Origin of the sequence: Streptomyces sp. ISL-12 (genome assembly GCF_018614415.1) — a bacterium.
GTDB lineage: Bacteria > Actinomycetota > Actinomycetes > Streptomycetales > Streptomycetaceae > Streptomyces.
In genome coordinates, this window is the sequence record NZ_JAGGOO010000144.1 from 13,435 (window position 1) to 37,138 (window position 23,704).

Sequence of the window (23,704 nt, forward strand, 5' to 3'; positions counted from 1 at the left end):
CCTTGTGCCCGATCAGGCTGTCCGCGGGCGCTGGAGGGCGGGTCCATGCCCTCTGGAAGACGCTCGCGAGCCGTTCTCCTCCAGCACTTTCACCAGCAGCGCCGTCGCGTTGCGGTGCAGCGGGAAGTCCGTGCCGGGGGGCAGGATGCCGCTCTCGTCGAGCAGCCGGGCGACCCGCGCGGTGACGACGCAGAACCGGTACGCGGCGAACACCTCGTGGTACGGAAGGTTCCGCACCGTGCGCCCGGTGCGCTTCTCCCAGCGGGCCACGGTCTCGGCCCGGCCGGGCAGCCCGGCGAGCCGGGGCGCGCCGATACCCTCGCTGAGATGCCGGTCCATGTGCAGGTACCAGGCGAGATCGGCCTCGGCGGGCCCCAGTGCGGCCATCTCCCAGTCGAGCAGCGCGGCAGGCCGCGTCCCCGTGTAGACGATGTTGCCGATCCGGGCGTCGCCCCAGAGCAGTGACGCCGGGCCCTCGTCGTCGGGCACGTGGGCGCACAGCCAGTCGAGCGCGGCGGCCGCGGTCGTGTTGTCGTCGGCGACCCCGTAGAAGTCGAGGTGGTGAGTGAAGTGCCGTAGCAGTTGCCCCGAGCCGGTGGGGCCGAACGCGGGCCGGTCCAGGAAGTCGACGCCGATCTCCTTCGGATCGAGGCGGTGGACGGCGGCGAGCGCGTCCACGCCCCCGTTCCACACCGCGGCCCGGTCCGCGGGCGGCAGCTGGGCGAGCCAGCCCTGCCGGTGGTAGGAGGGCAGATCGGCGGGAACCTGGCCGTCGACGCGTTCCATGACGAGGAACGGCGCGCCCAGATACTCCGCGGACGGCTCGTCCCACAGCACCTTCGGCACGGGCAGGCCGGTGTCGCCGAGCAGCTTCAGCAGCCGTACCTGGCCGTCCCAGAAGTCCTCGGGGAAGACGCGGTGCCCGGTCGGGGCAACCCGGATGGCGAGCGCCTGCCGCCGGCGGGTGCCGGTCTCGGTCCACTCGGCGTCGAACAGCAGGATCTCGCCGGAAAAGCCGGCCTCCTTCGGCACGGTCACGGGTCCGAGCTCGACCGCGCCGATCTCGTCGGAGCGGGTGCCGAACCAGTGGGTGAGCACGGCGCGGGTCAGGTCGGGGTCGCGTTGCAGGGGTACGGGCACGGGGGTCTCCTCACACCCGGCGCTGGCCGGGTACGGACGGAAGGGCGGGCGGGAAGGGGAAGACGACGCTGTCGCCGCGTCGGATCGCGGACTGCAGCCGCCCGATCGCGGGACCCGGGGCGACGCCCAGGTCGCGGGCGAGCCGGCGGGTGAGCCGGGAGGCGACGTCGAGCGCGTCACCGGTCCGTCCCGTCTGGTACAGCGCGGTCATGTAGCGGACGTGCAGGGCTTCGTGGGTGGGGTGGCGTCGGGTGAGGACGGCGAGTTCGGCGAGCATGTCGCGGTACCGTCCGAGCCGGAGCCGCGCGTCGAGGTACGTCTCGTGGACCACCAGGCGGCGCCGCTCCCAATGAGTGACGGCGGACTGGAGCACCGGTCCCGTACGCACATCGGCGAGGACGGGGCGGTCCCACAGGGCGAGCGCCCCGCGCAGCAGCCGCGCCACGGTGGCGTCGTCGCCGGCGGCCCGGTCCGCCTGCTCGACGAGCTGCTCGAACCTGAGCAGGTCCAGCTCCTCGGGCCGCACGGCGATGAGATAGCCCTGCCCGGTCGTCCTGAGCCGGTCGTGGGCGGCCTCGCGGGAGCCGACGGACGGCATCCGGGCGAGCAGCCGGCGCAGATGCATCACGTACGTCTGCAGGGTGGTGGCCGCGCTGGGCGGCGGATGCCCGCCCCATATCTCGGTCACACAGGTACGGACGGGCATGACCTCGCCCGCGTGGAGCAACAGCAGTCCGAGCAGCTGGCGCTGTTTGGGCGCGGTGGGCATATGGCGACCATCGCTGTCCTCGACGGACAGTCCCCCGAGCACGCCGAATTCCATCGTGGTTCCTCTCGTCTCGTAGCCCTGTGCGGTGGGTCAGGGGCGGTTTCCGCGGCTCCTCCAGCGGTGCTCCACCGGTTGGCGGCCCAATGGACGCGCAGGGAGCCCAATGCGTCCGGGACAGCTGGAGGAGTCATGCCGGGGACAGTGGTGACGGTGGCCGACGGGGTCCACGCGTATGTGCAGGCACCGGGCGGCTGGTGCGTGAACAACGCGGGAGTCGTCGTGGGCGGGGACACCGTCCTCGTCGTCGACACGGCGGCCACCGAGAGGCGGGCGCTCGCGCTGCGGGGCGCCGTGGACGCACTCGCGTCGGGTCCGCGCCGGATCGTGGTGAGCACCCACCACCACGGCGACCACACCTTCGGCAACCATGTGTTCTCCGGCCCGCACACGCTGCTGGTCAGCCATGAAGCCGGTCCCGCCGAACTGGTGCGCAAAGGCACGGCGCTGCAGTCGATGTGGCCGCACGTCGAGTGGGGCCACACCCCGACCGTGCTGCCGACGCTGACCGTGCGCGAGGGAGCCACACTGCGTCTCGGCGGCATCACCGCGGAGCTGATCCACCCTGGTGTCGCGCACACGCCGGACGACCTGGTGGTGTGGCTGCCCGAACAACGGGTGCTGTTCGCGGGCGATCTGGTGTTCTCCGGGGCCGCCCCGTTCGTGTTGATGGGTTCGCTCGCCGGGTCCCTCGCGGCGCTCGCACGGCTGCGGGAGCTCGATCCGCTGGTCGTCGTCGGTGGGCACGGCCCGGTCGGCGGACCCGAACTGCTCGCGTTCACCGAGGAGTACCTGCGCTGGGTCGCGACGCTCGCCGAGAAGGGCCTGGCGGACGGGCTGACTCCGTTGGAGACGGCGAGGCGCGCCGACGAGGGCGCGTTCGCGACGCTGCTGGACCGCGAGCGGCTGGTCGGCAACCTCCACCGCGCCTACCACGAGGCGGCCGGCGGCGCGCCCGGCACCCGTGTCGAGTCGGCGCCGGCGATGCGCGAGATGGTCGCCTTCAACGGCGGCCGCCCTCTGCGTTGCCTGGCCTGACGGCCGGTATGCCCCCGGGCGCCGCGGTACGGAGGTGCACATGCCCAGCAGCGTTTCCGCGCCCGCTGGAGCAGGACTCCAGGCGCGCTGGACAGTGCCCCCGGGCGGCTCCCCGCACGTCGGCGTCTCCAGCTCCCCTCCGCCGAGGCGCGAGCCGCGCCGCCCAGGCTCGGCGGAGTCCCGAAGCCGAAGCTGTGGAGGAGAGATGAAACTGCGTGGCAGGACTGCGGTCGTCACCGGGGGAACCCGGGGGCTCGGCCGGGACGTGGCGCTCGCGCTCGCCGGTGCGGGCGCCACCGTCGTCGTGGCCGCCCGCGAGGTCGCGGACGACCCGGGCGACGGACTGATCGCGCTGAAGGCGGACGTGACGGCACCGGATTCGGTGGCGTCGCTGATGGACACGGTCCACGAGCGGTACGGGGGTCCGCACATCGTGGTCGCGAACGCGGGCGTGAGCCGCCCGGGCCCGGTCGCCGCGCTGTCCGTGGAGCACTGGAGCGAGGTCGTCGACACCAACCTGCACGGCGTGTTCCACACCGTGCGGGCGGCCCTGCCGTACGTGCGTGAGACACCGGGCGGCCGGGTCATCACGATGTCCTCCCTCCTGGGTTCGCGGGCCATGCCGGGCGCCGCGGCGTACTGCGCGACGAAGGCGGCCGTCGAGGCGTTCACCGCCGTCGCCGCCCTGGAGACGGCCGCGGACGGGGTGACCGTGAACTGTGTGGCGCCGGGCTACATCGACTCCGGCATGGGCAAGGCGCTCATCGGCAACGAGGCGTTGTGGCCGAAGCTCGCCCCGTCCCTGGCGGCCGGGCGCCCCGGTACGGGAAACGAGGTGGCCCAGGCGGTGCTGTTCCTGGCCTCGCCGGAGAGCAGTTACGTCAACGGTCAGGTGTTGCGCGTGGACGGCGGGGTGCGCTGAGCGCTTCCCGCCGGGGCGGGGCCACGGAGCCTGCGGTGCGCTCCGGGCCCCGCCCCTTTCCGCACCGCGGGCCGGCGCGTGGCGTACGCGCCGGCCCGCGGTCCCGTGCGGCTCAGACCTGCGCGGCCTGGCCCTGCCGCACCGGCACGCTCAGGTGCGGCTCGCCCTTGATGAGCCCGGTGAGCGCGTCGAGACGGCGGCGGAACTCCGGCTCCGCGAGGGCCTCGCGGAAGGTGGCCTCGTCCTCCCACTCGGCGATGTTGAAGTAGACGGAGTCGTCCTTGGAGGACCGCACGAGGGAGTAGCGGATGAGGCCCGGCTGGGTCTCCATGAAGGCGCCGACGGCCTCGTAGCGGTTCTCGAACTCCTCGGCGTCGCCGATCAGGGTGAGCTTGTTGACGAACACGACGGCCATGGTGGTCTCCTCGGGTGGATGGTCGTGGGCGGGTGATCGTGAGGCGCCCGGCCGACGCGGTGCCGTACGGACGGAACCGTGCGGCGGGCGCCGGGTCAGCCTGCGGTGCCCGCCGGGCTCGCGGCGAGGACCGGGTAGTCGGTGTAGCCCTGGCTGCCGCCCTCGTAGAAGAACCGCGGGTTCCAGGCGTTGAGTGGGGCGCGCGTGCGCAGCCGCTCGGGCAGGTCGGGGTTGGCGAGGAACTGCCGGCCGAAGGACAGCAGATCGGCCCCGTCGGCGAGGGCCTTGTCGGCTGCGGCGAGCGTGGTGTCGGTGTCGAGCGGCCCGGTGCCCGCGTTGACGACGACGGTGCGCCGCCACCGCCGGCTCAACTCGTGGACGAGGTCCAGGTCGCTGCCCGCGACGAAGTGGACGTGGCCAAGGCCGAGCGCGTCGAGCGCGTCGAGCAGCGCCGGGTACACCTCGGCCCGGTCCGGCTCGGACATGTCGTTGAGCGGGAAGCCCGGGGAGAGCCGGATGCCGGTGCGTTCCGGCCCGGCCGCCGCGGCAACGGCCCGGGCGACCTCGACGGGGAACCGGATGCGGTCCTCGGCGCCGCCTCCGTACTCGTCCGCGCGCACGTTGGTCACCGGCGAAAGGAACTGGTGCAGCAGATAGCCGTTGGCACCGTGGATCTCGACGCCGTCGAAGCCGATGTCGGTGGCGGTACGGGCGCAGCGCGCGAAGTCCTCGATCGTGGCGGCGATGTCTTCGGCGGTCAGGGGCCGCGGCACCGGGTAGGCGGGCTTGCCGCGGAAGACCCGGGCGACGCCGTCGGCCTGGACGGCGGACGGCGCGACGGGGGTCTCACCGTGCAGGTCGGGGTGGCTGATCCGGCCCGCGTGCATGATCTGGAGATACATCCGCCCGCCCGCTCCGTGCACGGCGTCGACGATCTCGGCCCAGGCACGGGTTTGTTCGGCGGTGTGCAGCCGGACGCTGTGGGCGTGGCCGACGGCGACCGGGCTCGGGTGAGTGGCCTCGCTGATGACGAGTCCGGCAGCGGCGCGCTGCGCGTAGTACTCGGCCATGACCGGCAGCGGTGTGCCGTCGGGCGTGGTGCGGCCGCGGCCCATCGGGGACATCACGAGCCGGTTCGGCAGGCTGATACCGCCGAACGGGACCGGGTCGAACAGGCCGCTCATGCCCCGGCTCCGGCGACGGCTTCCATGCCGGTGATCGTCTCGGCGCCGTCGTGGCTGATGTAGCGGCTGCGCACCGACCAGGTCCCGTCCCGGCGCTCCAGGACGTCCTCGGCGGTCGTGCTCAGGTACAGCCGGGGCTCGCCGCCCTTCGGGGTCTCGAACACGACGGCGTAGTAGCGGGTGCGCACGACGTCGGGCTCGACGGGCGCCGCGGCGACCATGCCGAACCAGTGACGGCGGGTCAGACCGCGCGCGGCGAGCGCGTCGATGCCCTTGCGCATGCCCGCGGCGATGTCGGCCCGGCCGCGCTTGACGCCGGGCTTGACGTTCTGGGCGAACGTGCCCTCCTCGGTGAACTGCTCGGCCCACTCCTCGGCCCGGCCGGCGTCCAGCAGCTGCGCGTGCCCGGCGTAGAACTGGATGATGGCCGCGTAGTCCAGGGCGGACACGGTCTCGGTGTCCGGCGGTGCGGTCCGCGTCACGGTCTTCCTCCTGTGCTTCGTGGGCGCCGGTCGGGCGCTGGGGTCCGGGCCAGGTTCTCCGGTTCCGGTGGAGCGGGCGTGGAGTCCTGCTCCACGCGGGCGGCGCCGCGCTGCGGGATCAGCCGGCGGGACGCAGCGGTACGGGCGCGCTGTCCGGCCCCGGCAGGTACACGGACTCGGTGACGGGCGCGGAGTTGAGCAGATCGGCGTGCAGGTCCCGCATCCGGGCCGAGGGCTCCAGTCCGAGCTCGGTGCTGAAGGTGCGGCGGAGCCGGGCGAACACCTCCAGGGCGTCGGCGGTGCGCCCGGACCGGTACAGGGCGATCATCAGCTGCGCGTGCAGGTTCTCGTACGTGGGGTACTGGCGGGTGAGCACGCTCAGTTCGCCGATGAGCTGGTGGTGGCGGCCGATCCGCAGGTCGGCGTCGATGCGCTGTTCGAGGGCGCCGAGCCAGTTCTCGCGCAGTCCGCTGAGCCGGGTGCGCAGCAACGGTCCACAGGTGACGTCGGCGAGCGCCTTGCCGGTCCACAGGCCGAGGGCGCGGTGCAGCAGTTCGGACTCGTGGGCGTGGTCGTCGGCGGTCCGGGCGAGGGACGCCTGCTCGACGAGCTTCTCGAACTGGTGCAGGTCCAGCCGGCCGGGGCCGACGGCGAGGAGGTAGCCGCGGTCGCGGGTCTCCAGGTGCATCTCCGCGGGGGCACCGGTGGCGGACGCGGCGGTTCTGAGCGTCTTGCGTATCTGCATCACATACGTCTGAAGCGTGGAGTGGGCGCTGTGCGGGGGTGAGTCCGCCCACAGCTCGTCCACGCATTCGTCGACGGTCACGACCTGCCCGGCGTGGAGCAGCAGCAGGGACAGCAACTGACGCTGCTTCGGGGCCCGCGGGGTGACGGTCCGCAGACCGTCGGTGAGGGTGAGCGGGCCGAGAATCCGTGCGTACATCTCGCCTCCAGGATTGGCCGTGTGGGGTACGGGCACCATCGTGTTCCCCGCACCTTGCGCCTCACCTTCGGCGGCCTTTCATCCCGGCGGGCGTTCCCTTTCGTACGTCGTCGCAGGCCACGGCCGTCATGAGGCCGTGACACGCCATTGCCGAACGCCGCCCACAAGGACCAGGGGCGCCCTCCGTGGAGAGCGCCCCCGTCACTCCTTTCACCGGCTGCGCACCGGAACGGACTCGTGCACCGCGCTCGGGAGCACCCACGCACCGGGCTCCGGGCACAGTTCAGGCATTGCACTCCGGGAACAGCGCGCGGAGGTCGTCGGAGACCTCCGGCACGTCCGTGCCGCCGCCGTCGGCGGGCCTTTCACCGGCAGGCGCCGGGCGTTCCCGGGCGGGAACCTGGCCGGTGCGCCGGCACAGTTCCTCGGCCTGGGCCCGCAGGAGCAGCAGCCCGGACTTGTCGGCCACGGCGGCCGCGCGCCTGCCGAGCTCGTACGCCTCGGCAGGCCGCCCGCCCGCGAGTTCGAGCCGGCCGAGGCCGATGAGCGCGAGGGTCTCGGACTGGGGGTGGCCGATGCTTTCCGCGATGCCGAGGGTGCACAGGAACTCCTCGCGGGCATCGGCGGACCGGCCCCGGATGAGGTGCAGTCCGCCGAGTATGTTGCGGGCGTTGGCCTCCAGGGCGACGTAGCCGTGGTCGCGGGCGATGACGACGGCGGTCTCGGCGTGCTGGTAGGCGAGGTCGACTTGCCTGTTGCAGGCGTAGACCTGGGCGATCCCGTAGGAGGCGAGGACCGTGGAGTGCGGGGTGTTGAACTCCTTGCTCAGTGACAGCGCCAGGCTGAGGCCGGCCATGGCCGCGTCCCATTCGCGCAGGTCGGCGTGGACGGAACCGAGCCGGGCCAGCACCTCTGGACGGGAGCGCTGGACACCGTCCTCGTCGAGGATGGCGGCGGCACGGCTGAAGTGGGCCTCGGCCGCGTGCAGCCGGCCCTGGCTGTGCCGGGCCATGCCGAGGTAGATCAGCCCGCGGGCCTCGACGTGCCGCAGCTCCAGTTGCCGACTGATCTCCAGGCCGCGTTCCAGCAGGGTGATGGCGCTGTCGATGTGCTTGGTGGGCCGCTGGAGCTGGTTCATCGCGATGGCGTTGACGGTGACGGCCTCGAAGTCGCGTACACCGAGCCGAGTGAACTCGTGGTGCGCGGTGCCCAGTTCCTGGGCCGCCTCCGGGAGCCGGTGGAGCCCCTGGAGGGCGAGTCCGACGCTGAGCCGCATCACGGCGGTGACACGCTGGTCGCCCAGCGAGGTCGCGGCACGCAACCCTGCCTGGGCGACGGTGAGCCAGTCGGTCTGGAGCCGGCCGAGGGTGAAGTAGCCGCGCAGCATGTCGACGAGGCGGACGCACATCTCGTCCAGTTTCTCGTCGGCGGCGCGGACGACGAGGGCGACGAGGTTGGACTGCTCGGCGCGCAGCCACGCCTGGGCGGCCCGGGGGTCGATCCCGGGTCCCGGCATGTGGGGGTCGGGCTGGAACACCCGCAGGAAGCCCGGGTAGCAGGACTGCACGGCCTCGTCGGTACGGCGCAGGTACCAGTGGCACAGCCGGTTCAGGGCCTGGCGCCGGTCCGCGGGCCCGTCCTCCTCGACGCCACGCTCAGCCGCGTACCGGGCGATGAGGCTGTGGAAGCGGTACGTGTCCTGGGACTGGACCTCGATGAGCTGGGCTGCGGCGAGCTTGTCGAGGAGCTGGTCGGCCACCTGGGGTTCACAGCCGGCGAGCTGTGCGGCGGTACGGGCGGTGAAGGCCATGTCGCCGACGACGCCGAGGTGCCGGAAGAACCGGCGGGACAGCGCCGGCAGCGCCTTGTAGGCGACGCTGAACGCGGCCCGCACGGCGGTCGACGGGCTGTCGCCGAGGGCCAGGAGTTCCAGTGGATCGCCCTCTCGCAACGCCTCGACGAAGGACTCGACAGACCGCCAGGGCCGTCCGGCCAGGTGTCCGGCGGCGATGCGCAGGGCGAGCGGGAGTCGGCCGCACAGTTCCGCGAGTTCGGCGACGGCCGTGCTGCACAGGGTCTCCGGGGACCGGCCGAGGACGGCGGTGATGACCTCCTCGCTCTCCTTCTGCGACAGCAGGTTGAGGAGGAAGCTGCGGGCGCCGTAGACGGCGACGAGGTCGGGCCGGTACTCGCGGTGCAGGGCCAGCACGGCACAGCTCGGCGAGCCGGGCAGCAGGTCGGGTACCTGCTCGCTGTCGTTGACGTCGTCGATGACGATGAGCACGCGTCGGCCGGCGAGCCGGCTGCGGAGCACGCCGGTGAGCTGATGCCGTTCGGTGGGCAGTCCGGAGACGTCGGCGCCGGAGGAGCGCAGCAGTTCGGCGATCACGTCGTGCAAGGGCCGGGCCCGGCCGCGGGCGTCCTGGAGGCGTACGTACCACTGCCCGTCGGGGTAGGCGGAGCTGAGCCGGTGCGCGGCGCGCAGCGCGAGCGCGGTTTTGCCGATGCCGGGCGGGCCGACGAGGCTGACGAGCGGTACGGCCGCGCGCTGGCGTGGGGTGAGCCCGGCGACGAGCTCCTCCAGCAGCTCCTCCCGGCCGACGAAGTGGGTGGCCTCGGGCGGGAGTTGGCGCTGCACCACCCAGGGTGCGCTGGGATTGGTGGGCTGGACCCCGGCGGGCCAGTGGACCTCGTGCGCCGCGTCTGCACCGCGAGCGCCCGAGGGTCCGGCCTGGGGGGTGTGGAGTTCACCGGTCTCGGCCAGCAACTGCCGGTGCAGCTCCTGGAGTTCCTGCCCGGGCACCAGTCCGAGCTCCCGGTCGAGCATCCGGTAGTAGTCGCGGTACTCCTCCAGGGCCGCGGCGACCTGTCCGGTACGGTGCAGCGCCCGCATGAGGTACTCGCGCAGCCGTTCCCGTACGGGGTGTTCCGCGACGAGGGCGCGCAGCTGCGGAAGGATGTCGGCACTGCCGCCGAGGTCGAGGAGGAGCGCGAAACGCCGTTCGACGAGGGCGAGACGTTCCTCGGCGAGCTGCGGTACGACCTCCGTCTGGAGCGAGGCGGAGGGCACGGTCTCGAAGGGATCGCCGCGCCATTCGCCGAGCGCCCGGTCCAGGGCGGCCAGTTCACGGGCGGTGTCTCCCTTGCTGCGGGCGGCGCGGGCATCGCCGACCGCGCGCCGGTAGCGGGTCAGGTCGAGGGCGGCCGGATCGATCGCGAGCCGGTAGCCGCCCGGATGGGTCTCGATGACCGGGCGGTCGCCGAGGTCGAGTGACTCGCGCAGCAGCGCCCGCAGCCGGGTGGTGTGGACGTGCAGCGCGGCGCGGGTGTCGCGCGGCGGCTGGTCGTCCCAGAGTCTTCGGATGAGGTCGTCGGAAGTGACCACCTGGTCAGCCCGCAGCAGCAGCGATGCGAGGAGCACCCGCTGCTTGGGGGACGAAACCGTCAGTTCCCTTCCCCCCGCGCGGACCGCCAAGGGCCCCAATATTCGAAAGTCGTAGGTCGAAGCGTGTTCCCCATTCAAACGCACACCTGCCTGGTCGGTCCCCCTGTGCACGGTCAGCCGTGCCCTGCGACACAGTAGAACGCAGTTGCGGACGAGAACGCTGGTATGTGATCCAGGTCACATCCGACCGAGTGGGCTCCCTCGTGGTTCAGGACATTTTTGTCTGACCGGCCGTCACATTGTTTGCTGCGATCCTGCCCTGCCGGCCTCCGCAGTCAGCCCGAAGCGCTGCGCGAGCAGTTCATAGGACCGCATACGGTCGTGGGGCGCGTGGATCGTGGAGAGCACCATGAACTCGTCCACCTCCAGCGCCTCGGCCATGGACGTGAGCACCTTGTGCACCTGGTCGGGGTCGCCGACCACGCACCTCGGCCACTCGGCCACTTCGTCCGCGAGCGGTTCCACCTCGCCGCGCAGCCCGTCGATCGCGGCCTCCGGGGACGGCAGCGGCAGCAGCAGCCCGCGGCCCATGCGCAGCCGGAACAGCCGCTGACTGGCGAAGACCCGCTGGGCCTCCTCGTCCGTGGGCCCGCAGTACACGCCGATGCCGATCTGGACGCGCGGCCGGGACCCGTCGCGGCTGTCGAAGGCGGTGCGATAGGCCTCGACGACGGAGCGGGTGACCTGCGGCCGGCCGAAGTGGGCTATGGACACCGGAAGCCCGAGCCGGGCGGCGAGTTCGGCGCTCTGCGGGCTCGCGACCAGCAGCCACACCTCGGGCGCCCCGGCGGTGGGCATCAGTTGGATGCGCTCGTAGGGGTGCCCGTCGGGGAAGCCGCCATGCAGAAAGGCAAGGAGTTCGGCGAGCTTGCCAGGGAAGTCCCCGTCGTCCTTGCCGCCGGAGGAGCCGGGGGCCAGGGCGTGCGCCTCGATGCTCCCGGCGCCGATCCCGCGGCCGATACCGAGATCGATCCGGTCGGGCGAGAGCGCGCCGAGCACCCGGAACACCTCGGCGACCTTCAGCGGGCTGTAGTGCGGCAGCAGCACCCCGCCGGAGCCGACGCGGATGCGGTGGGTCTCGGCCGCGACCCTGGCGACCATGATCTCCGGGGCGGGGCCCGCGAAGGAGGGCGTGGCGTGGTGCTCGGCCAGCCAGTAGCGGTGGTAGCCGAGGCGGTCCGCGAGACGCGCCAGGTCCAGGGAGTTGTGCAGGGCGGTGGCCGGGGTGGATCCCTCCGGCACGACGGACTGGTCCAGGACGGACAGTTTCACGCTGGTCTCCTTCACGGTCGGGGCCGAAAGGAGAGGTGACGCGATCAAGGGGTGACGGCTCCGGCCGCGGTGTGCCGGAAGCGGGCGACGAGCGATGCCCAGCGGTCGTCGAACGAGGCGACGTCGAGCAGTCCCGTCAGCTCCTCACGGCAGCGGGCCTCGGCCCGCTCACCGCGCTCGACCCCCGCGGGCGTCAGCGTGCAGTACACACCGCGGCGGTCGTGTTCGCAGGAGACCCGGGCCGTGAGGCCCTTGTTCTCCAGCCGGGTCACGAGCCGACTCATGGACGACTGATCGAGCCCCACCGCGGCGGACAACTCCTGGACGCGGGTGCCGCGCTCATGGCCGTGCCGCAGTTCGATCAACACCATCAGCTCAGGCAGCGAGATCTGGTACTCGCTCGCGAGCACCCTCTCCAGCGACTGGTTGAGCTGGCCGACCATCAGCGTCAGCCGACGCCACAGGTCGAACTCACCGGGACGCCCGGCGCGGTCATCGGCCGACATGTTCGCCTCCCCTTCGTTCGCTCCCCCTCCACTATAGCCGCCTGTATGCACGATCCATGTCTACGCAGGCATTTTTCGTGCGCATCCATTCCACAGCCTGCCTCAATAACCTGACTTCCAGCAAGACAAGCACAGATCTGTCTGAAAAATCGATGCAGGCGCCTGCATCTAGCTCTACTGTGGGAGGCACAGAGAGCGCGGCGTTGTTCCGCTCCGGTCCTCGGCATGCCCGGCACCCGCCGGGCTGCGCCGACCGGTGCGGCGCGCATCCGCGCCCGTCCCCGACTGCATCGACCCCAGGCGGTACGCATGACACGCGGAACTCCCGAATCCTCCACGGCACCCGATACGACAACGGAGCCCTCGCAGACCGCTCCAACGGCAGCGGAGACGGCCGCCGCGACGAGCGACAAACTCGACCCGGCATTCCTGCGCATGGCCGGTGTCCTGCTGCTCGCCCTGCTGATGGCGCTGCTCGACGAGACGATCGTCAACGTCGGCGTCAAGACGCTCAGTGGCGAGTTCGGCTCGCCGCTCGCGACGGTCCAGTGGGTCACCGCCGGCTATCTGCTCGCCGTCGCCGTCGCCACGCCGTTCGCGGGCTGGGCTGTCGACCGCTTCGGCGGCCGCACGATGTGGATCGCAGCCGTCTCCCTGTTCGTGTTCGGCTCGCTGCTGTCCGGCTTCGCCTGGTCGATCGAGTCACTGATCGTGTTCCGGGTGATCCAGGGCCTCGGCGGCGGCATGATCGTGCCTGTCGTGCAGAGCGTCCTCGCGACGACCGCGGGCCCCGCGCGGGTCGCCAAGGCCATGGCTCTGATCTCGCTGCCGCTGACCCTCGGCCCGATCCTCGGCCCCATCCTCGGCGGTGTCCTCGTGGACGCGGTGAGCTGGCGCTGGATGTTCCTGATCAACCTGCCCATCGGTCTGATCGCCCTGCTGCTCGCACTCCGCACCCTGCCCGCCGACCAACACGCCGGCCGCCCCGAGGAGCGCCTGGACGTCCTCGGCCTGGTGCTGCTCTCGCCCGGCTTCGCCGCGCTGGTCTACGGCTTCACGACGGCCGCGCACTCCGGTGACGCCTCGTCCCCGAAGGTGCTCGTCGCCTTCGTCGGCGGTGCGCTGCTGCTCGTCGGATACGTGGTGCACGCGCTGCGCACCTCGGTCACGCCGCTCATCGACCTGCGGATGTTCAGCAAGCGCGGCTTCACGATGGCCGTCATCACGATGTTCTTCGTCGGCGCCGTCGCCAACACCCTGCTGTTCCTGACCCCGCTGTACTACCAGCAGTCCCGTGACTTCAGCGCCCTGCACGCCGGTCTGCTGCTGATCCCCTCCGGGTTCCTCGGCGCCGCCGGCGCGATCACCTCCGGCAAGACAGGGAACAAGGTCACCGCTCGGCTCACCTCCACGGTCGGCATGCTGGTCACCGCGCTCGGTGCGCTCGCCTTCTCGCAGATCGGCTCCGACACGAACACCGCGTTGCTGTCCGTCGCGCTCGGTCTCACCGGCTACGGCATCGGTCTGACCGCGCCCGGCACGATGGCGTTCATGTACAAGGCCGTCGGCGAGGCCAGCGCGCCGCGGGCCACCAGCGCGCTGTTCATCTTCAACCAGATCGGCGGCGCGCTCGGCATCGCGGCCATCGCCATCACCCTGCAGGAGCGGCTCGGCAGCGCGGACGACCACCCCGCCGCCGCGTACGGCGGCTCGTACTGGGTCATCATCGCCTTCAGTGTGATCGCGGCCCTTTCGGCCCTGGTCCTCCCCGGCTCCTTCCGCGCGGAGGCACCCACGGAGCGGCCCACCGGGGAAAAGGACCCCTTCCCGGAATCCACCCGGGCTTGAACCGGCCCCTCCCTCGACCCCGGCCCGCCCAGCCCCTCCTGGGCGGGCCGGTTCTGTTCACCACACCGCCCCATGGCCACTCGACCAGGAATCCAGCGCCCCCGCCTACACCTGAGGAGAAACCACCACATCCCCTGCCGCGAGGAAAATGTGAAGGCACTGGTCACCACCACCCTGGACCCGCTCGCCCTTGAGCTGCGCTCCGTATCCGACCCCCGTCCCCGCCCGGACGAGGCCCTCGTCGAGGTCCACGCGACGGCCCTGAACAGGGCCGACCTCCTCCTCGCGGTGCGCCGCCCGGCCGGCTCCCCCCTCGGCCTGGACATCGTCGGCACGGTCCTGCGCCCCGCTGCGGACGGCAGCGGCCCACCCGCGGGCGCCCGTGTCACCGGCCTCGCCGCGAACAACGCGTGGGCGGAGCTCGCCGCGGTCCGCGCCGACCGCCTGGCGGTCATCCCGGACGGCGTCACCGACACCGACGCCGCCACCCTCCCCGTCGCCGGGCTCACGGCCCTGTACGCGCTCCAGAAGGCCGGCTGGCTCCTCGGCAAGCACACCCTGGTCACCGGCGCGAGCGGCGGCGTCGGCCGTGTGGCCGTGCAACTGGCCCGCGCGGGAGGCAGCGAGGTGACCGCCTGGGTCGGCTCCGAGGCCCGCGGCGCGGGGCTCGCCGGCTTCGGAGCGAAGGTCGTCGCCGGCTACGACGAGCCGCCCGCCTCCCCCATCGACATCCTCGTCGACAGCGTCGGCGGCGAGGTGTTCAGCACCGGCTACAAGCTGCTGAGCCGCGGCGGCGTGGCGGCCGTGTTCGGCAACACGGTCCGCGCCGAACTGCGGCTGCCCGCCGACTGGGGCCATGCCCGCCCCGGCGTCCGCATCGAGTACCTGTTCCTGCTCGACGAGGTCACCCGGCGCGACGTACCGGCCGACCTCGCCCTGCTGCTCGACCTGGTCGCCTCCGGAAAGCTCGTGGCCGAACCGGGCCTGCTCACGCCCTGGACCGACCCGCAGCGCGCCATCGCCGCCCTGTACTCCCGCGAGGTCAACGGCAAGGTCGTCCTGTCCATGTGACCGCGGATTCCCGTACGCGCCACCGGTCCGCGCGCCGCTGCACCGCGAGCGCACTTCCGTCACCGCACCGTGAGGTTCCCATGCGACTGATCAGCTACCACGAGCACGGCTCCCCCGACGTCCTGTGCGTCGAAGACGTTCCGGTGCCCACGCCGGGCCCGGGCCGGCTCCTCCTGCGCACCGAGGCCGTCGGCGTCAACTTCATCGAGACGCAGCTGCGCGGCAACACCGCCCCGTTCCCGTCCCCGCTGCCCGGCCGTCCAGGCGGTGACGTGGTGGGCCGGGTCGAGGCGCTCGGCCCGGACATCGACGGGCCCGCGCCCGGCACCCGTGTCGCGGCGTTCGGCGTGCCCGCCGCGTACGCGGACCAGGTCGTCGTCGACGCCGAACGCGCCCTCGTGGTGCCCGAGGACATCGACGCGGCCACCGCAACCGCGCTCGGCTCCACGGCGCAGACCGCGTGGAGCGTCCTCGATGCGGCCCGGGTCGCCAAGGGCGACACGGTCCTCGTGCACGCGGCGGCCGGCGCGATCGGCCACCTCGTCACCCAGCTCGCGAAGCTGCGCGGCGCGGGCCGGGTCATCGGCACGGTCGGCTCGCCCGCCAAGGGCGACTTCGTCCGCGCGCACGGCGCCGACGACGTCGTCGACTACCGACAGCCGGACTGGGCGGACAAGGTCCGCGAACTCACCCGTGGCCAGGGCGTCGACGTCGTGCTCGACAGCGTCGAGGGTGCCGTGTTCAAGGACGGCCTGAAGCTGCTGAAGCCGTACGGCCGACTCGTCTACTACGGCTTCGCGGGCGCCGACGGCGAGGTCGCCAAGGTCGCGATGACCGAGCTCCTCGGTCTCACCTACGTGGTGGGCACCTCGCTCGACGCATGGGCGAAGGCCGACCCGGCACGGGTGGCGGAGGCGCGCGCGGAACTCGTCCGGCTGGTCGCGTCGGGCGATCTGCGCGTCGCCGTGCACACCACTCTGCCGCTGACCGAGGCGGCCGAGGCCCACCGGGTCATCGAGAGCCGTTCGCAGCTGGGCCGTGTCGTCCTCGTCCCCTGATTCCGGAGCCCCGAGGGAGCCCAAGCCATGACACAGAGAGCGGAACAGTCCGATCCGGCCGGTACACCGTCGCCCGTGCCCCGGCCCGGCCCCACACCCGACGAGACCGTGCCCGTCCTGGTCGCCGGGGCCGGCCCGGGGGGCCTCAGCACAGCCGTCTTCCTCGGCCTGCACGGCGTACCGGCGCTGGTGGTCGAGCGCCACCCGAGCACGTCGACCGCGGTGAAGGCCACCGGCCAGTACCCACACACGATGGAGGCGCTGGCCATGGCGGGCGTCGCCGGGACCGTACGGGAGCGCGGGCGCGCGTACCGCAGCGACTTCCACATGGTCGTCGCGAAGACTCTCGCGGGCCCCGTGCTGCGCACACTGATGAGCGGCGACCAGCTGAGCATGCGGCACGTGTCCCCGGAGGACTGGGGCACCGCGAGCCAGTCCACCGTGGAGGCCGTGCTCGCCGACCGGGCGGCGGAGCTCGGCGCTCGCCTGTGCTTCTCGACCCGGCTGACGTCGCTCGCTCAGGACGCGGACGGGGTCACCGCCGTCACCGAGCACACGGAGACCGGTGAGCGGCGCGTGATCCGGGCTCAGTACCTGGTGGCGGCGGACGGCTGGCGCAGCGGCGTCCGGCAGTCCCTCGGCATCCCGGTTCGCGGCCGGGGCACGGTGGGCAAGGTGCTGCGTGTCCTGTTCGAGGCCGATCTGGGCGAGCCGCTGTCGCACACGGACGGCGCCGCCGACGGCCGCCGCTTCACCGCGCTGCACGTGGGCCGCGCGGTCCTGTTCAACACCGAGGTCCCCGGCCTGTACGGGTACTTCCGCAACCTCACGCCCGAACTGCCGGACGGCTGGTGGACGAGCGAGGACACCGTCGCCGCGCAGATCCGCTCCGACCTCGGCATCCCGGACACCCCGCTGAAGATCGACGAGATCAGCGAGACGGAGATCTCCTGCGGGGTCGCCGAGCGCTTCCGCGAGGGCCGGGTGCTGCTCGTCGGCGACGCCGCGCACGTGATGCCGCCGACCGGCGGCATGGGCGGCAACACCGCCTATCTGGACGGGCTGTACTTGGGCTGGAAGCTCGCGGCCGTGCTGAACGGCACGGCGGGCGAGGCCCTGCTCGACAGCCACGACGCCGAACGCCGGCCGTACGCCGAGGAGCTGGTGGAGCAGCAGTTCGCGAACCTCGTGGACCGGATCTCGCCCGAGCTCGCGGACGAGTCGCTGGCCAGGCCGCTGCCGCCGCCCGTGATCGCCTTCGGCTACCGGTTCCCGAAGGGCGCCGTGCTCACCGAACCCGACGACAGCGGCGAGCTGTTCGAGGATCCGGCCCGGCCCACCGGCCGGCCGGGATCCCACGCCCCGTACGTCCCACTCACCCGCGCGGACGGCTCGGCGACCTCGACGACCGCTCTGTTCGGCCCCGCGTTCGTGCTGCTCACCGGGCCGGACGGGGCGGCGTGGGCGGAGGGCGCCGCCACCGCGGCGGACGCGCTCGGCGTCGCCGTCCAGGTGCATCGCGTCGGTCCCGGCACGGGACTGCTCGACGCCGACGGGGCGTTCGCCGCCGCGTACGGCATCGGCGCCGACGGGGCCGTCCTGGTGCGGCCCGACCGGTTCGTGGCGTGGCGCTCCGCCGGGGCGCGCCCGGACCCGGCGGCCGAGATCGAGCGGGCGCTGCGGCACGTACTGCACCGGCCCGCGCCCTGAACCGCCCGCATACCGCACCGAACGTCCGTGAAAGTCGTGGCGAAAGGACCCAGCATGGCAGTGGCAGCAGCCGCTCAGAACGAGAACGCGAAGGCGGAGGACCGGAGGGTCGCGCTGGTCACCGGTGGCACCAGCGGTATCGGCTTCGCCGTCGCCGAACTGCTCGCGGAACAGGGGCACGCGGTGTTCCTGTGCGGGCGGGACGGCGACACGGTCACCGCCGTCGTGGACAAGCTTCGCGGTCGCGGCTTCGAGGCCGACGGCATCGCCGCCGACGTCACGTCGAAGTCGGACATCCAGCACCTGGTCCGCTCCGCCGTGGACCGCTACGGACCGATCCACGTCCTCGTCAACAACGCCGGGCGGGGCGGTGGCGGCGTGACCGCCGAACTCCCGGACGAGCTGTGGGAGGCGGTCATCGAGACCAACCTCAACAGCGTCTTCCGCATCACCCGCGAGGTGCTGTCCCGCGGCGGCATGCTGGAACGCGGCCACGGCCGCATCATCAACATCGCCTCCACGGGTGGCAAGCAGGGCGTCGAACTGGCCGCCCCCTACTCCGCGTCGAAGCACGGCGTCATCGGCTTCACGAAAGCGCTCGGAAAGGAGCTCGCCCGGTCCGGCATCACCGTGAACGCGGTCTGCCCCGGTTATGTGGAGACGCCCATGGCGGCTCGGGTGCGCCAAGGCTACGCGGCGCACTGGGGCACCACGGAGGAGGAGGTGCTGACGAAGTTCCAGGCGAAGATCCCCCTCGGCCGCTACTCGACGGCCGAGGAGGTCGCAGGTCTCGTCGGGTACCTCGCCGGCGACCTGGCCGCGTCCGTCACGGCCCAGGCCCTCAACGTGTGCGGCGGTCTGGGCAACTACTGACGGCGGCGGCTCGGGGGCAGGGCGGTCACTACGGCCCCCCGCCCCCGACCCGTGAGCGCCCGGCTCCGGAATCCCGGGCGCGCCCGCCGACTGCCGGGGGCGCGCCCCCGGCAGAAACGAGAAACCCTGGTGAGGTACTACACGGCGGACCGGCTGATCACCGGCGACCGCGGCAGATGCATCCGGTACGGCGGGGTACTGGTGGACGGAGCGCTCGTCCGGTGGGCGGGGCCCGACCGGGAGGTGCCGCGGCGGCTGCGGCGAAAGAGCGAGCATGTGGAGCTCGGCCCACTGACGCTGCTGCCCGGACTCGTCGACAGCCATGTCCATCTGGCACTGGACGGCGCGCCCGGCGCAATGGACCGGATGCGGGCCGCCTCCGACGACGAGTTGTACGCGCTGATGCTGCGCAACGCAGCCGAGCTGCTGTCCGCCGGCGTGACCACCGCCCGCGACCTCGGCGCGCCCGGCGGTCTCGGGGTGCGCGTCCGCGACGCGATCCGCTCGGGCCTGGCTCCGGGGCCCGAACTGGTCGTGTCGGGGGCGCCGCTGACCAAGCCCGACGGCCACTGCTGGTTCATGGGCGGCGCCCGTGACGGCGAACAGGCGCTGCGGCAGGCCGTACGGGAGCAGGCCCGCGCCGGTGTCGACGTCATCAAGGTCATGGCGACCGGGGGTGCGCTGACGCGGGGTTCGGCCTCGTGGCAGGCGCAGTTCACAGAGCGCGAGCTCGCGGCGATCGTCGACGAGGCGACCCGCGCGGGCCTGCCCGTCGCCGCGCATGCGCACGGCACGGAAGGAATAGCGGCCTGCCTACGGACCGGCGTGCACACCATCGAGCACTGCAGCTTCCTCGACGCGTCCGGCGCGATCATCCCGGATCACGGCCTCATACTCCAGCTCGCCGCGAACGGCGTCCACGTCTGTCCGACGATCAGCGTCCGCTTCACCGAGCGCTGGGACCGAAGCGACCCACGCAGACTGCCTGCTCTGCCGGCCCTGTACCGGCAGGGCGTCCCCGTCGTCGTCGGCACCGACGCGGGTACTGACGGCGCGCCGCACCACGCGTACGTCGAGGGCCTGATCGGCATGGCCTGGCTCGGTCTGCCGCCCGCGGAGATCCTGGAGGCTGCGACGTCCCGCGCGGCCCGGGCCCTGCGCGTCGAGACGCTGACCGGTCGGATCGCAGCCGGCCTGCGCGCCGACTTCATCGCGGTCGGGGGCAACCCGCTGCATGACGTCTCGGCCCTGCGGGCCTTGCGTCTCGTCGTCGCGAGGGGACAGGAAGTCCGCTCACGGTCCGAACCTCCCTGCGCCAACGAGTGGGCGCAGTGAGCGGTACGGGCCGTTCACGAGCGCCATCGCCGAACAGGGCCGCAGGCGGGAGTGGCGTGTGTACGAGCAGGAAGCGTACTGCCGTACAAGCGGTGCCAGGACTTGGAGCCGCGCTCCGCCACCTCTCCACCGACACCGGAGACGCTTCCCTCATGCATGGTGAACCCGAACGACTCACGCCTGCCACATCGTCCCCGTCCCCGTCCCCGGACCTGACCCTCCCACTGGCCTGCGCTCTGTTCACCCGGGACGCCACGTCGGCCGCTGCCCGTCTCCTGGGCCTTCCCCCGGACCCCGCCACCTCACCGTCCACTTCCCATGGCTTCTCCCAGTACGCCCGCGTCCTCGGCGTCTGAGGGGGACCACCTCACCACCCAGCCGACGGAACGAAGGCGTCATCGCAGAGTGCGGCGGGCGGACCGCGAACGTCCGGCTCTCCACTCATCCGACACTCCAACGGAATGAGCTTCACGAGCGGCATTTCAGCGCCACGACATCACCGGCAAGGCCCGCACCGCACATAATGCGCACGGGTGAAGCCGCAGGTCAGGACCCCTTCGCGACCGGTTCAAGGATCGCGACGCACTCCACATGATGCGTCATCGGAAGCATGTCACCCGGGTGAACTCAGAGAAAACCGCAGGTCAGGTCCGTCCCTCGTCTCCGTCTTGGGGCCACCAGGTGCGAAGAGCGTCAAGCGACCGTCACGGCGGACGCCCAGTGATCCCAGCAAGGAGTGCACCAGACGCCGTCCCCGTGGTCAGGTTCAGGCTTCGGCGCTCACACGAGGGAAGCATTGATCCTTATCAGCGTCGATCGTTTGGGACGCCCCATGCGGGCGGCACCTCGCTCAGGAAGCGGAGGACGTACTCCCCGCTGACTTCGTTCCGGCCACCGGAAGCACGTACTCACCGGCGAGACGCGCCCAGTGCAGCGGGAGAGGCCGGGCAAGCGGCGGGTAGTCGTCGTGGTAACGCAGCTGGTGCGTGAGCGTCGCCCACTCCGCCGGCCGGTCGGGCGGGTCACCCGCACGCCCCGAGTCCGTCAGCGCCTTCTCCGACAGACAGCCGAGCACGGTGATCTCCAGTTGCCCGGGGTTCCACGCGGTCTTCCCGGGCGCTGTCCGGCCCTGTGCCGTGGGCACCAGCTTCATGAGCCCCTTCGGCAGTTTCGCCACCGTGTGCGGCTTCGAGGTCGTACTCGCGAAGACACGGCCCTCCGTATCCGCCGTCCCCCACACACCCTCGGCGAAGCCGACCCCGTCCTCGGTGTCGTGGGCGTACCACTCCGCCACTTCACCCCGGGCGTTGGCGTCCCGTACGAGCACCACCCGCAGGTCGTGGCCGTAGAGCGTGTGCCGCTGGGCGGGTTCGGCCCCGAAGCCGAGCGTGTCGCGGTCCAGTGCGCCGTTGCGCAGGCCAGGCCAGCACTGGCGCAGATTGCCGGCGTCCGCCAGCAGCAGCGTCGGGCGGTCGCGGAGCTGGAAGAGCAGTGCCCGGATCTGCCGCTCGGTCTCCCGCTGCCTGTCCTGCTCCACGCCCGGGCGGGCAGCGGGCCGGGATCCTCCCGGGGCTGCCGAGTCATCGACGAGCTTCCCCGTGCCGGTCTCCTTCCCGCCGCTCGCCGCCGGTTCCCGTGCCTGGGAGAGCAGCAGCAACAGCTTCGGATACGGCACCCATTCGGCTCGTTCTGCGTCCCACCCCTCGATGATGCCCGGTCCATCCCCGGGGCGCACCCGCACCGCCACCAGCCGGTGGACGGGGCATCGCGTGGGCCCCTTCCTGGTGTGGCGTACGAGCCAGAGCGCCGCGTACTGAAGGTCGCCCGGAATGCCGGCTCCCACCCGATGGGCGGGCGGGCTGATCGCGCCCAGCTGCCGGAAGGCGTCCAGCCAGGTCCACCTGGCCCGGTGTTCCAGAGCGCTGACGGTGTCGTCGGGCGAGTTCACGAACTGGGTCAGCCGTCCCTGCCGTGCCCAGGCGATGCGCAGCGCGTGCTTGGGGTCGGAGTCCGGGACGGCGGCGAAGCGCTCCTTGCCGGCGATCTCCGTGATCACGACTCCGGCCCCGCCGAGGAGCGGGTCCGCCCGGTCCGCCACGAGCCCGCAGCGCCCTTCGATGGCCTCGGCCAGCCGGACGGCCCTGAGGCGCCCGCGGGCTCGGGGGGTCGGCAGGGCCTCGGCCAAGGGTCCCGCGGGCCGGGCCCGGACGCGGATGTCGACCCCCTCGCACTGCCACTGCCAGGTCTCCCCGTCGGCCGACGGCACTTGCTGCCCGGCGGGAAGACCAATGAGCTTGGGCAGCTCGGCGAGCAGCGCCGCACGGGTTTCCGGGGACTGCCAGAAGACGTCGATCTCCAGAGGGCGACCGTTCAGTGCGCGGGTCAGCGCCGCCCGCCGTTGCAGAGCCAGCTGGGCGTCGCGGACGCCCGGGACGCGTCCGGCGCCGGAACGGGGCAGCAGGGAGGGTGTGTTGCTCCGGGAGACGCGCGTGAGGTCGGGAACCCGGGTCAGCAGGGGGCGCAGCCCTTCCTCGACCCAGGCGTCCAGATCCGCCCGCTCCCGTGGCATCAGCCCGGGTCCGACCTCGTGCGGGCCGATCGACGGGTGGTAGACGATGCCGGCGGCCACGTCCCCGAAACCGTTGATCCAGCGTTCGGGGTCGGAGAGAAGCGCTTCGGGCCGGGGATAGTTGCGCACGATGTCCAGCTCGGGCACGAGCGGTGCGGGGCTGTGCCGGCGCCAGGCCAGTTCCTTCGACCGCCGGTCGTAGCCCAGCGTGTTCACCATCAGCCGGTGGCCCCGGTCCGGCCCTTCCGGCCACGGCAGTGGAGCGTCGAGCAGGACGGTCGTACCGCCGAGCTGGTGGGGGCGGACGTCCAGTCGGGTGGCCCACCGGCGTACCTGGGTGGACACATGGACGCGGAACCGCGGGGCGAACGGCACGGTGTGGACGGTGATGGTGAGGCAGGCCGAGTAGTACCAGGTCTGCCGTCGGCGCTCGTATCGCTGAGGCGGCCAGGAGACAAGTCGCGCGCCGTCACCCGAGCTCTCGACGCGGAAGTGGAGTGTGGTGCCGCCCGTGCGGAACGTCCGGGCGGCCAGCCGGAAGGCGATCCACTCGGGCAGCAGGCTGTAGAGCCGCGCGGCGGGTTCGGCGGTTCCGCCCGCCGAGAGCACGCTCTCGGCGAGGTCGACCGGTTCCGTCTCCCAGTGGGGAAGACGTACCGTCTCGGCCGGGTCACCGGAGCGGAGCCTCTCCTCGAGATCGGCGCCCTCCGAGTCGTCGTCCTCCCGGTGCATGCCCGCCGCCCAAGCTCCTACCACCGGGGCCAGCACGTCCGGCGGGACGGCTTCCCGCGCGTAGAGCCACGGCAGACGGCCATCCGTCCCGGCGTTGCGGCCGGTCGCGATGACGCCTGGCGCCATCGCCTGGAGCAGGGAGTTGAGCCTGCGCACGGGGAGCCGGTGGGGGTGGACGGAGTTCTTGTCCGCCTCGGCATGCATCCCGGTGAGCTCGGCGTGCAGGTCCTCGCCGAGCCGCAGCACTTTCATCTCCTCCCGCCAGGGTCCGTGGAGCGGGTCGGGTTCGTAGGCCGCGACGCGAATGTGGTGGTACACGGAATTACCTCCTGCGA

18 protein-coding genes are annotated in these 23,704 nt (G+C 72.2%); 8 read left to right on the top strand and 10 right to left on the bottom strand.

Going from position 1 to position 23,704, the window contains the following annotated elements; all coding sequences use genetic code 11:
• Positions 1-12: 12 nt before the first annotated feature.
• Both J7I94_RS32935 and J7I94_RS32940 read right to left on the bottom strand, forming a co-directional pair.
• Complete coding sequence (locus J7I94_RS32935; protein ID WP_215173155.1) at positions 13-1,140, bottom strand: phosphotransferase family protein; 1,128 nt, start codon at positions 1,138-1,140, stop codon at positions 13-15.
• Positions 1,141-1,150: 10 nt separating this feature from the next.
• Positions 1,151-1,963 (bottom strand): AfsR/SARP family transcriptional regulator, encoded by an 813-nt coding sequence (locus J7I94_RS32940; protein ID WP_215173157.1) that lies wholly within the window; start codon positions 1,961-1,963, stop codon positions 1,151-1,153.
• Between the two features lie 135 nt (positions 1,964-2,098).
• Here J7I94_RS32940 and J7I94_RS32945 point away from each other — a divergent pair, with 135 nt between their 5' ends.
• Positions 2,099-3,004: an MBL fold metallo-hydrolase gene (locus J7I94_RS32945; protein ID WP_251076101.1), complete on the top strand. Its 906-nt coding sequence runs from the start codon at positions 2,099-2,101 to the stop codon at positions 3,002-3,004.
• 205 nt (positions 3,005-3,209) lie between these two features.
• On the top strand, positions 3,210-3,926 hold the full coding sequence (locus J7I94_RS32950) for an SDR family NAD(P)-dependent oxidoreductase (RefSeq protein WP_215173159.1): 717 nt from the start codon (positions 3,210-3,212) through the stop codon (positions 3,924-3,926).
• A gap of 112 nt (positions 3,927-4,038) precedes the next feature.
• Here the strand turns inward: J7I94_RS32950 and J7I94_RS32955 are convergent, their stop codons facing one another.
• The 7 genes from J7I94_RS32955 to J7I94_RS32985 form a co-directional block, all read right to left on the bottom strand.
• On the bottom strand, positions 4,039-4,341 hold the full coding sequence (locus J7I94_RS32955; protein ID WP_215173161.1) for an antibiotic biosynthesis monooxygenase: 303 nt from the start codon (positions 4,339-4,341) through the stop codon (positions 4,039-4,041).
• A gap of 95 nt (positions 4,342-4,436) precedes the next feature.
• Positions 4,437-5,525: an alkene reductase gene (locus J7I94_RS32960; RefSeq protein WP_215173162.1), complete on the bottom strand. Its 1,089-nt coding sequence runs from the start codon at positions 5,523-5,525 to the stop codon at positions 4,437-4,439.
• Positions 5,522-6,007, bottom strand: coding sequence for a nuclear transport factor 2 family protein (locus J7I94_RS32965; RefSeq protein ID WP_215173163.1), 486 nt, complete (start codon positions 6,005-6,007; stop codon positions 5,522-5,524). Before J7I94_RS32965 ends, J7I94_RS32960 begins: the two co-directional genes overlap by 4 nt.
• Before the next feature lie 118 nt (positions 6,008-6,125).
• Positions 6,126-6,950 carry an AfsR/SARP family transcriptional regulator gene (locus J7I94_RS32970; protein ID WP_215173164.1) on the bottom strand — a complete coding sequence of 275 codons (825 nt, stop codon included), beginning with the start codon at positions 6,948-6,950 and terminating at the stop codon, positions 6,126-6,128.
• A 283-nt stretch (positions 6,951-7,233) separates the two neighbouring features.
• On the bottom strand, positions 7,234-10,506 hold the full coding sequence (locus J7I94_RS32975; protein ID WP_308114801.1) for a BTAD domain-containing putative transcriptional regulator: 3,273 nt from the start codon (positions 10,504-10,506) through the stop codon (positions 7,234-7,236).
• A 123-nt stretch (positions 10,507-10,629) separates the two neighbouring features.
• Entirely contained in the window at positions 10,630-11,667 is a 1,038-nt protein-coding gene (locus J7I94_RS32980; protein ID WP_308114802.1) for an LLM class flavin-dependent oxidoreductase, read from the bottom strand.
• 44 nt (positions 11,668-11,711) lie between these two features.
• Positions 11,712-12,173: a MarR family winged helix-turn-helix transcriptional regulator gene (locus J7I94_RS32985; RefSeq protein WP_215173168.1), complete on the bottom strand. Its 462-nt coding sequence runs from the start codon at positions 12,171-12,173 to the stop codon at positions 11,712-11,714.
• A 309-nt stretch (positions 12,174-12,482) separates the two neighbouring features.
• On the opposite strand from J7I94_RS32985, the gene J7I94_RS32990 reads away from it, so the two are divergent.
• From J7I94_RS32990 to J7I94_RS33015, 6 genes are all read left to right on the top strand, one after another.
• Positions 12,483-14,021, top strand: a complete 1,539-nt coding sequence (locus J7I94_RS32990) for an MDR family MFS transporter (protein ID WP_215173170.1) — start codon at positions 12,483-12,485, stop codon at positions 14,019-14,021.
• Between the two features lie 150 nt (positions 14,022-14,171).
• Complete coding sequence (locus J7I94_RS32995; protein WP_215173172.1) at positions 14,172-15,092, top strand: zinc-binding dehydrogenase; 921 nt, start codon at positions 14,172-14,174, stop codon at positions 15,090-15,092.
• 80 nt (positions 15,093-15,172) lie between these two features.
• Complete coding sequence (locus tag J7I94_RS33000) at positions 15,173-16,150, top strand: zinc-binding dehydrogenase (RefSeq protein WP_215173174.1); 978 nt, start codon at positions 15,173-15,175, stop codon at positions 16,148-16,150.
• A 27-nt stretch (positions 16,151-16,177) separates the two neighbouring features.
• Positions 16,178-17,860 (top strand): FAD-dependent monooxygenase, encoded by a 1,683-nt coding sequence (locus J7I94_RS33005; protein ID WP_251076102.1) that lies wholly within the window; start codon positions 16,178-16,180, stop codon positions 17,858-17,860.
• A gap of 54 nt (positions 17,861-17,914) precedes the next feature.
• Positions 17,915-18,733 (top strand): SDR family NAD(P)-dependent oxidoreductase, encoded by an 819-nt coding sequence (locus J7I94_RS33010; protein ID WP_215173176.1) that lies wholly within the window; start codon positions 17,915-17,917, stop codon positions 18,731-18,733.
• 129 nt (positions 18,734-18,862) lie between these two features.
• Positions 18,863-20,068: an amidohydrolase family protein gene (locus J7I94_RS33015; protein ID WP_308114803.1), complete on the top strand. Its 1,206-nt coding sequence runs from the start codon at positions 18,863-18,865 to the stop codon at positions 20,066-20,068.
• Positions 20,069-20,918: 850 nt separating this feature from the next.
• Here J7I94_RS33015 and J7I94_RS39405 read toward each other — a convergent pair.
• On the bottom strand, positions 20,919-23,687 hold the full coding sequence (locus tag J7I94_RS39405; protein ID WP_215173178.1) for a pPIWI_RE module domain-containing protein: 2,769 nt from the start codon (positions 23,685-23,687) through the stop codon (positions 20,919-20,921).
• Positions 23,688-23,704: the final 17 nt, after the last annotated feature.